We start from the raw sequence: 8,743 nt of genomic DNA on the forward strand, positions 1-8,743 counted from the left end.
GCCCAGCCTGGTGCACCCAGCCCCGACCGCACGGCGTCTGCCCAGCCTGGTGCACGCAGCCCCGTCCGCACGGACCTGTGTGCCCAGCCTGGTGTGCCCGGTCCCGTGCGGCCGGCCCGGCGCGCCCGGCCCCGGCGCGCCCGCCCCCTGCGGCCAGCCCGGTGTACCCCGCCCCGGCCGCCCGGCCCCCGGCGGCCGGGCGCCGGAGCGGGCGCGGGTAGGGGGGATCGCACCTACGATGGGCAGGAGCCGGCGCGGGCGGGGCTCGGGCGTCGGTCGGCTCGAGTGGGCAGGGCGGAGGAGCATGGCACAGGCCGGCGATGCGGCGCGGACCGTCATCCTCACCGTGGACGACGATCCGGGGGTGTCCCGCGCCATCGCCCGTGACCTGCGGCGGCACTACGGCGGCGGGTACCGGATCGTGCGCGCCGAGTCCGGGGAGTCGGCCCTGGAGGCGCTGCGCGAGCTGAAGCTGCGGGGGGACCTGGTCGCCGTGATCCTCGCCGACTACCGGATGCCGCAGATGAACGGCGTGGAGTTCCTGGAGCAGGCGCTCGGCGTCTACCCCGGGGCGCGGCGGGTGCTGCTGACCGCGTACGCCGACACCCACGCCGCCATCGACGCGATCAACGTAGTCGACCTCGACCACTACCTGCTCAAGCCCTGGGACCCGCCCGAGGAGAAGCTCTACCCGGTCCTGGACGACCTGATCTCGGCCTGGCGCGCCAGCGACCACCGGCCGGTACCGGCGACCAAGGTGGTCGGGCACCGCTGGTCGGCGCGCTCCTCCGAGGTGCGGGAGTTCCTGGCCCGCAACCAGGTGCCCTACCGGTGGTACTCCTCCGACGAGCCCGAAGGACGGCGGCTGCTGGAGGCGGCCGGGGCCGACGGGCTGCGGCTGCCGCTGGTGGTCACCGCCGAGGGGACGGCGCTGGTCGAGCCGGAGCCTGCGGAGCTGGCCGCGCACGTGGGGCTCGCCACCACACCGGCCGCCGCGTTCTACGACCTCGTCGTCATCGGCGGCGGCCCGGCCGGGCTGGGCTCCGCGGTGTACGGGGCGTCGGAGGGGCTGCGCACCGTCCTGGTGGAACGGTCGGCGACCGGCGGGCAGGCCGGGCAGAGCTCCCGCATCGAGAACTACCTGGGCTTCCCCGACGGCGTCTCGGGCGCCCAGCTCACCGAGCGCGCCCGCCGCCAGGCCACCCGGTTCGGCGCGGAGATCCTCACCGCGCGCGAGGTGACGGGGCTGGAGGTGAACGGCCCGGCGCGGGTCGTGCGGTTCTCCGACGGCTCGTCGGTCGCCGCGCACAGCGTCATCCTGGCGACGGGGGTGTCCTACCGGCAGCTGGGGGCGCCGGGTTGCGAGGACCTGACCGGGCGCGGGGTGTTCTACGGCTCCTCCCTGACCGAGGCGGCCTCCTGCGAGGGGCAGGACGTGTACGTGGTCGGCGGGGCCAACTCGGCGGGGCAGGCGGCGGTGTACCTGGCGCGGGGCGCGAAGTCGGTGACGCTGCTCGTGCGCGGGGAGTCCCTCGCCGCGTCGATGTCGTACTACCTGATCCAGCAGATCGAGGAGGCGCCGAACATCGCCGTGCGGCCGCGGACCGTCGTGGAGGCGGCGCGGGGCGAGGGGCACCTGGAGCGGCTGGTGCTGCGGGACGCGGTGACGGGGGCGACGGAACTCGTGGACGCGCAGTGGATGTTCGTGTTCATCGGCGCGGCCCCGCTGACCGACTGGCTGGACGGCACGGTGCTGCGCGACGAGCACGGTTTCATCCTCGCCGGGCCGGACCTGACACCGGACGGGCGGCCGCCGGCCGAGTGGGCGCTGGACCGACCGCCGTACCACCTGGAGACCAACATCCCCGGGGTGTTCGTGGCGGGCGACGCGCGGGCCCGGTCCGCGAAGCGGGTCGCGTCCGCGGTGGGAGAGGGAGCCATGGCCGTCATGCTGGTGCACCGGTACCTGGAGCAGTCGTGAGCGGGCGGGAGGTGTCCTGCGACCCGCGGGAGATCGCCTCGCTGTTCCTGTTCGAGAAGCTGTCGGCGGAGCAGCTGGGGCGGCTGTGCCGCGAGGGGCGGGTGGAGCGCTTCGAAGCCGGCCCGGTGTACACCGAGGGCGAGCCGGCCACCTGCTTCTACGTGATGCTCGAAGGCACCGTCGTGCTGTACCGGCGGGTCGGCGCGGACGACGTGGAGGTGAGCCGGACCTCGCAGCGCGGGGTGTACGCGGGGGCCATGCAGGCGTACCTGGGCGACCGGGTCCCGCAGACGTACGTCAACTCCATGCGGGTGACGGAGCCGACGCGGTTCTTCGTGCTGTCGGCGCAGTCGTTCGCCGACATCATGCAGGAGTGGTTCCCGATGGCGGCGCACCTGCTGGAGGGTCTGTTCTTCGGCGCGAAGGACACCCAGCGGGCCATCGGGCAGCGGGAACGCCTGCTGGCGCTGGGCTCGTTGTCGGCCGGGCTGACGCACGAGCTCAACAACCCGGCCGCCGCGGCCGTCCGGGCCACCGCGGCGCTGCGCGAGCGGGTGGGCAAGATGCGGCACAAGCTGGCCGTCATCGCCCAGGGCCCGTACTCGCGCGAGGCCCTCGCCGAACTGATCGAGATCCAGGAGCGGACGGCGGAACGGGTCGCCAAGGCGCCGGTGCTGAGCCCGCTGGAGGCGGCCGACCGGGAGGACGAGCTCTCCGACTGGCTGGAGGACCACGGCATCCCGGAGGGCTGGCGGATCGCGCCGACGTTCGTCCAGGCCGGACTGGACACGGACTGGCTGGATCAGGTCGCGGCGACGGTGGCCGAGGACATCCTGCCCGGGGCGGTCGGCTGGCTCAACTACACGGTCGAGACCGAGCTGTTGATGGACGAGATCGACGACTCCACCAGCCGGATCTCCCATCTGGTGGACGCGGCGAAGCAGTACGCGCAGCTGGACCGCGCCCCGCACCGCGACGCCGACGTGCACGAACTCCTCGACAGCACCCTGCTGATGCTCTCCGGCAAGATCGGCCCCGGGGTGCGGGTGGTCAAGGAGTACGACCGCGGCCTGCCCGCGGTGCCGGCCTACCCGGCGGAGCTGAACCAGGTGTGGACCAACCTGATCGACAACGCGGTGTCCGCCATCGGGAGCGGCGCCGGCGAGGGCACCCTGACGGTCCGCACGGCGCGGGAGGGCGACCGGCTGCTGGTGGAGTTCCGCGACACCGGCCCGGGGGTGCCCCCGGAGATCAGGAACCGCATCTTCGACCCCTTCTTCACCACCAAGCCGGTCGGTGAGGGCACGGGCCTCGGGCTGGACATCTCCTGGCGGATCGTGGTCGACAAGCACCACGGCAGCCTGGAGGTCGAGTCCGTCCCGGGGGACACCCGCTTCCGCGTCCTGCTGCCGCTCACCGCGCCCGCCGGTGCCCCCGCCCCCACCCCCACCCCCACCCCCACGGAGGACCGCACATGACCGAGATCGACGGGATCGACCCGGGCGTCCCGCCCAGCGGCACGGGCTGCGCGGACTGCGAGGCGGTGGGCGGCTGGTGGTTCCACCTGCGGCGCTGCGCCGAGTGCGGGCACGTCGGCTGCTGCGACTCCTCCCCCGCCCAGCACGCCACCGCCCACTGGAAGGCAGCCGGCCACCCCCTGGTGCAGAGCTTCGAACCGGGCGAGGAGTGGTTCTGGGACTACGCCACGGACAGCCTGTACGAGTCCGGCCCCGGCCTCACCCCGCCGTCCGCCCACCCCGCCGACCAGCCGGCCCCCGGCCCGGCGGACCGCGTCCCCGCGGACTGGCCGGCCCACCTCCACCGCTAGGCGGTGCTCACCTCGCCACTACGCCCCGGCTGGCAGGGTGTCGGCCGTCGGCGTTCGCGTTCGCCGGCCCGGAGCGAGGAGGTCCCGTTGACCATCGTGCTGATGTCCGACCCGCGTGTCGCCGCGATCCCGGTCGAGGAGAACGGCGAGCGTCTGGTCGACGTCCGCGCCGGGGGCGAGCTGCGCACGGACGGCAGCCGGGCCGACCCCGGCGGCGCCTTCGCCCACCTCCGGGCCGGGGTGGCCGAACGGCTGCTGCACGCCCAGTCGCTGCTCCCCGACGGGCTCCGGTTACTGATCGTGGAGGGCTTCCGGCCGCCGGACCTGCAGCGGCGGTACTTCGAGGAGTACGCGGCCGAGCTGCGCGCCGCCCACCCGCGGTGGACGCCGGAGGAACTCCGTGCGCAGGCCAGCCGGTACGTCTCCCCTCCGGAGATCGCCCCGCACAGCGCGGGCGCCGCCGTGGACCTGACCCTCGTCGACGGGGACGGGACCGAGCTGGACATGGGCAGCCGGGTGAACGCCGGCCCGGAGGAGAGCGCGGGCGCCTGTTACACCCTGGCCGACCACATCCCCCGCCGTGCCCGCCTCCACCGCACCACCCTGAGCGGGGCCCTCGAGGCGGCCGGACTCGTCAACTACGGCACGGAGTGGTGGCACTGGTCCTACGGCGACCGCTACTGGGCCCTCCAGACGAGCCGCCCGACCGCCCTCTACGGCCCCGCCGGCCAGGCGCCGTCCTAGAGGCCGGAGGTGTTCAGCAGTCGGTTGGGGGTGCCCGGTGGGACGGCGGTGAGGGCGTCTCGGTCGGCCTGGGTGAGGAGCCAGGTGCGGACCTGGGCGGGGGTGGCGGTGGGGTGGGCCGAGAGGTAGAGGGCCACGGCGCCGGTCACGTGCGGGGTGGCCCAGGAGGTGGCGCCGGAGTCGCTGGTGGCGGTGCCGCCGCCGGCGACCGCCGAGGTGACCTTGTCTCCGGGGGCGTACAGGTCCACGCAGGAGCCGTGTCCGGAGCCGAAGGTCTCGGTGTCGCGCCAGGGGCGGTCGTCGGTGGTGGATGCGGCCACCACGATGGCTCCGTGGGCGCCGGCCGGGGAGTGGCCGCAGGCGTCGTCGTTGAAGTTGCCCGCCGCGACGACCACCGGGACCCCGGACTCGACCAGGTGCTGCACGGCCGCGTCGAGGGCCGGTGAGGGGCTCGCGAGGTTGAGGGACATGTTGACCACCGCCGGGCGTTCGGCATGGGCGGTCACCCATGCGACGGCCTTGACGATGGAGGCCTCGGGGGACTCCGGGCCGCTGCCGTCTCCGCCCTCCTCGCAGCCGATGGCCTGGACGCGGACGAGCCGGGCCTTGGGGGCGACCCCGTAGGTGCGGCCGCCGATGAGACCGGCCACGAAGGTGCCGTGCCCGAGGCCGCTGCTGTCGGCGCAGTCCCCCGTGCCGGGGGCGCCGACGAAGTCGGCCCCGGCGGTGGCGCGGCCCGCGAACTCGGCGTGCCCCAGGTCCAGGCCGGTGTCGAGGACGTAGACGTGGACGCCGCTGCCGTCCGCGCCCGCCGCGTAACGGCCGTCGAGGGGGCGGGTGCGCTGGTCGAGCCGGTCCAGGTTCCAGGGGACGCCCGTGCGCACGAACGGGGCGGCGCCGGTGTGGCCCGACGGGGCGGTGCTTCCCGGGGTGCCGCCCGAGGGGCTGCCGGCCGGGTGCGGTGCGCCGGTGGCCGGGGGGTGCGCGGTACCGGAGCCGGCGGCGGACGGGACGGGGCCGCCGGGGCCCGGGTCCCCGGACGGGTCGCAGGCCGTGAGGGCCAGCGCCAGTGCCAGTGCCACCGCGCCGGACGTGCGTCTCGTGTTCCGTCCCATCGCCTGTCCCCCGTCCCCTTCGGCAGCCGCCGCGGCTGCCCGTCGTCACGGGCCCAGACGCCCCGGACGGGGGCCGCGGTTGCGGCCGGAGCCGATTGGATCTTGTGGCGCGTCTCGTGTAGAACACATCACCGATCAGACATGATCACGACATCTTTCAGCCACATCGGGGGAATTGACATGAAGTCGACTCGACGCATCGTAGGGACGTTCGCGCTGGTCGCGGCCCTCGGATCGGTCGCGGCCTGCGGCCCCGAGGAGGCCTCGGGCTCCGGCGGCACCGCCGGGTCCGCCGGCGCCGCCGCCCAGCCGTCCGCGGCGCAGCCGTCCGCCGCCAAGCCCTCCGCCAAGGCCCCCGCCGGCGGGGCCTCCGCGGGTTCCGCCGCGCCCGGCGGCGACTGCGGCCGGCCGCCGAAGCTGCCGGCCGGCCACAAGATGGTGGAGCCCGTCGCGCCGCCGTCGAAGGGCTCGATGTCCGCGAAGGACGCCCAGCCGACCTGTACGCCCAACGACTGGATCTACCACGGCAAGGGCGACGCCAAGTACTACCTCTTCGCCACCGGCGAGGTGAAGGCCGAGCTGGCCACCGGCTCCGGCTCCACCAAGTCCGTCCCCGTCGGGGAACTGTGGATGCACGCGGGCGACTGCATGACCAACCCCTCCGCCGTGAAGGCCCCGTACAGCTGCTCGGGGAACATCTACGACATCACGGTCGACGGCGAGGGCGAGATCAACTCCATCAAGGAGGTCTGGCACCCCTGACCGGGCGGCCGGGCCGGCGCCCGCTCAGACGGCCGGCGTCACGGCCCGGGCGAGGACGGCCCCCGTGTCCACCCCGGTCGGCAGGGTCCCGTAGGCCCGGCCGTGCTCCCCGCCCAGCCGGGACGCGCAGAAGGCGTCGGCGACCGCCGCCGGGGCGTGCCGCACCAGGAGCGAGGCCTGGAGGGCCAGGGCCATGGTCTCGGTCAGCTGCCGGGCCCGGTACTCCGCCTCGGCGGGGTCGGCGAGCTGCTTGTGCAGCCCGGCCACGGCCGCGTCCAGGTGCCGGTCGGCCCCGGCCGCGAGGCCGACCTCCGCGAAGAAGGCCTCGACGGTCTCGGGCCGCCGGGCCATCGCGCGCAGCGCGTCCAGGGCGGCCACGTTGCCCGAGCCCTCCCAGATGGACGACAGCGGGGCCTCGCGGTACAGGCGCGGCATACCCGAGTCCTCGACGTAGCCGTTGCCGCCGAAGCATTCGAGGGCCTCGGCGGCGTGCGCGGGGGCCCGCTTGCACACCCAGTACTTGGTGACGGCCAGGCCCAGCCGGCGCAGCAGTTCCTCGTCCGCGTCCCCGCGCGCGACCCGGTCGCTCGCCCCGGCCAGGCGCAGGGCGACAGCCGTCGCGGCCTCGGACTCCAGCGCCAGGTCGGCCAGGACGTTGCGCATCAGCGGCTGGTCGATCAGGGCCTTGCCGAACGCCCGCCGGTGGGTGGCGTGGTGGACGGCCCGGACCAGGCCGAGCCGCATGCCGGAGGCCCCGCCCAGGACGCAGTCGAGCCGGGTCATGTTGACCATCTCGATGATGGTCGCCACCCCGCGGCCCTCCTCCCCCACCAGCCAGCCGAACGCGTCGTCGTACTCGATCTCGGAGGAGGCGTTGGAGCGGTTGCCGAGCTTGTCCTTGAGGCGCTGGAGGTGCAGCCGGTTGCGGGTGCCGTCGGGCAGGACGCGGGGCAGCAGGAAACAGGACAGCCCTCCGGGGGCCTGCGCCAGGGTCAGGAACACGTCCGACATGGGTGCCGAGGTGAACCACTTGTGCCCGGTCAGCCGGTACGTGCCGTCCCCGGCCGGGACGGCGGTGGTGGTGTTGGCGCGGACGTCCGAGCCGCCCTGCTTCTCGGTCATCGACATGCCGGCGATCAGCCCGCGCTTGGTGTCGGGCCGGCGCAGCCCGAAGTCGTACGTGCGGGAGGCGAGCAGCGGCTCCAGCCACTCGGCGAGGGCGGGGGCGGCGCGCAGCGCGGGGACGGCGGCGTAGGTCATGGAGACCGGGCAGGTGTGGCCGGCCTCGACCTGGCTCCAGACGATGAACTTGGCCGCGCGGGCCACGTGCGCGCCCGGTTCCCGCTGCGTCCAGGGGGCGGCGTGCAGTCCGTGCGAGACGGCGGTGTCCATCAGCCGGTGCCAGTGGGGGTGGAACTCGACCTCGTCGACGCGGTGGCCGTAGCGGTCGTGGGTGTGCAGGACCGGCTCGTTCTCGTTGGCCAGCCGGCCCCATTCGGCGGCCTCCTCGGATCCGGCGAGGACGCCGAGGCGGTGGAGTTCGGGTGCTGCCCAGCCGGCGCCCTCGCGGGCGAGGGCCTCCAGCAGCGCCGGGTCGGCCGCGGCGTCGTAACCGTGGTGCGGCGGTACCTGGTTGGTGACCTCATGCGTCTGCGGCATCGTGTCCTCCAAGGGCGCGCAGGGTGAAGGTGATCAGGGCGGGGACGACCTCGCCGGGGGCCGCGTCGCCGTCGGCGAGGGGTCCGACGAGCGCCTCGGCGATGGCGCCGACCAGTGCGGCGGCGGTCGGCTCGGGCGGCTGCGGCGGCAGTTCACCGGTGGCCGTGCCCGCGGCGATCTGCCGGGCGAACACGTCGCGGAACGCCCGCCGGAAGACGAGGCGTTCGGTGTCGACGGCCGGATCGGCCGGCTCCGCGAGCAGGGCGAAGGCCCGCCGGGGGGCCTGCAGCGCCCGCGAGGCGAAGGTCTCGACGGCCCCGGCCACCCGCTCGGCGGCGGTCCCGGGACGGTCCGCGGCGGCGGTGACCGCCGCCACCTCCCGGGCCACCAGGGTCCGGAAGAGGGCGGCGGCGAGCTCGGACTTGCCGGAGAACACCTGGTAGACGCTTCCGGTGGAGATCCCGGCCTCGGCCGCGATGGCGGCGACGGAACAGCCGGCGTACCCCTCCCTGGACAGCAGGCGGACGGCGGCGTCCAGCACCCGGTCGCGACGGGCGTCGAGCCGGGCCTGCACGGCGGGTGGGCGGCGGTAGGGCATGGGAAGGATTGAAGCAGTGATTCACTGCTTCACACCAGCCCTTCGGGGGGGCGTTC

Annotated in this window: 8 protein-coding genes; 5 read left to right on the forward strand and 3 right to left on the reverse strand. The window is 74.8% G+C overall.

Annotation, left to right across the window (positions count from 1 at the left end; translation table 11 throughout):
* The first annotated feature begins 304 nt into the window (after nucleotides 1-304).
* From ACFVXK_RS34410 to ACFVXK_RS34425, 4 genes are all read left to right on the forward strand, one after another.
* Nucleotides 305-1,981, forward strand: coding sequence for an FAD-dependent oxidoreductase (locus tag ACFVXK_RS34410; protein ID WP_389619899.1), 1,677 nt, complete (start codon nucleotides 305-307; stop codon nucleotides 1,979-1,981).
* Nucleotides 1,978-3,459 carry an ATP-binding protein gene (locus ACFVXK_RS34415; RefSeq protein WP_389619902.1) on the forward strand — a complete coding sequence of 494 codons (1,482 nt, stop codon included), beginning with the start codon at nucleotides 1,978-1,980 and terminating at the stop codon, nucleotides 3,457-3,459. Before ACFVXK_RS34410 ends, ACFVXK_RS34415 begins: the two co-directional genes overlap by 4 nt.
* The gene (locus ACFVXK_RS34420) at nucleotides 3,456-3,809 is read left to right on the forward strand and encodes a UBP-type zinc finger domain-containing protein (RefSeq protein WP_389619904.1); all 354 of its coding nucleotides are present in this window, start codon (nucleotides 3,456-3,458) and stop codon (nucleotides 3,807-3,809) included. The genes ACFVXK_RS34415 and ACFVXK_RS34420 overlap by 4 nt, the downstream gene beginning before the upstream one ends.
* 102 nt (nucleotides 3,810-3,911) lie before the next feature.
* Nucleotides 3,912-4,553: a M15 family metallopeptidase gene (locus ACFVXK_RS34425; protein WP_389619919.1), complete on the forward strand. Its 642-nt coding sequence runs from the start codon at nucleotides 3,912-3,914 to the stop codon at nucleotides 4,551-4,553.
* On the opposite strand, the gene ACFVXK_RS34430 is transcribed toward ACFVXK_RS34425, so the two are convergent.
* Nucleotides 4,550-5,668 (reverse strand): S8 family peptidase, encoded by a 1,119-nt coding sequence (locus ACFVXK_RS34430; RefSeq protein ID WP_389619907.1) that lies wholly within the window; start codon nucleotides 5,666-5,668, stop codon nucleotides 4,550-4,552. The genes ACFVXK_RS34425 and ACFVXK_RS34430 overlap by 4 nt on opposite strands.
* Nucleotides 5,669-5,848: 180 nt before the next feature.
* Here ACFVXK_RS34430 and ACFVXK_RS34435 point away from each other — a divergent pair, with 180 nt between their 5' ends.
* Complete coding sequence (locus tag ACFVXK_RS34435) at nucleotides 5,849-6,430, forward strand: hypothetical protein (protein WP_389619910.1); 582 nt, start codon at nucleotides 5,849-5,851, stop codon at nucleotides 6,428-6,430.
* A gap of 24 nt (nucleotides 6,431-6,454) precedes the next feature.
* Here ACFVXK_RS34435 and ACFVXK_RS34440 read toward each other — a convergent pair whose 3' ends face one another.
* Complete coding sequence (locus ACFVXK_RS34440) at nucleotides 6,455-8,089, reverse strand: isovaleryl-CoA dehydrogenase (protein ID WP_389619913.1); 1,635 nt, start codon at nucleotides 8,087-8,089, stop codon at nucleotides 6,455-6,457.
* The gene (locus ACFVXK_RS34445) at nucleotides 8,073-8,687 is read right to left on the reverse strand and encodes a TetR/AcrR family transcriptional regulator (protein WP_389619916.1); all 615 of its coding nucleotides are present in this window, start codon (nucleotides 8,685-8,687) and stop codon (nucleotides 8,073-8,075) included. The genes ACFVXK_RS34440 and ACFVXK_RS34445 overlap by 17 nt, the downstream gene beginning before the upstream one ends.
* Between the last annotated feature and the right edge of the window lie 56 nt (nucleotides 8,688-8,743).

The organism is Streptomyces sp. NPDC058157, from assembly GCF_042884105.1.
In the GTDB taxonomy this organism is placed as follows: domain Bacteria; phylum Actinomycetota; class Actinomycetes; order Streptomycetales; family Streptomycetaceae; genus Streptomyces.

Coding starts and splice junctions, on each gene's coding strand:
- ACFVXK_RS34425 (WP_389619919.1), top strand. CDS start 3,912: ATGTCCGACCCGCGTGTCGCCGCGATCCCGGTCGAGGAGAACGGCGAG.
- ACFVXK_RS34420 (WP_389619904.1), top strand. CDS start 3,456: ATGACCGAGATCGACGGGATCGACCCGGGCGTCCCGCCCAGCGGCACG.
- ACFVXK_RS34410 (WP_389619899.1), top strand. CDS start 305: ATGGCACAGGCCGGCGATGCGGCGCGGACCGTCATCCTCACCGTGGAC.
- ACFVXK_RS34435 (WP_389619910.1), top strand. CDS start 5,849: ATGAAGTCGACTCGACGCATCGTAGGGACGTTCGCGCTGGTCGCGGCC.
- ACFVXK_RS34445 (WP_389619916.1), bottom strand. CDS start 8,687: ATGCCCTACCGCCGCCCACCCGCCGTGCAGGCCCGGCTCGACGCCCGT.
- ACFVXK_RS34440 (WP_389619913.1), bottom strand. CDS start 8,089: ATGCCGCAGACGCATGAGGTCACCAACCAGGTACCGCCGCACCACGGT.
- ACFVXK_RS34430 (WP_389619907.1), bottom strand. CDS start 5,668: ATGGGACGGAACACGAGACGCACGTCCGGCGCGGTGGCACTGGCACTG.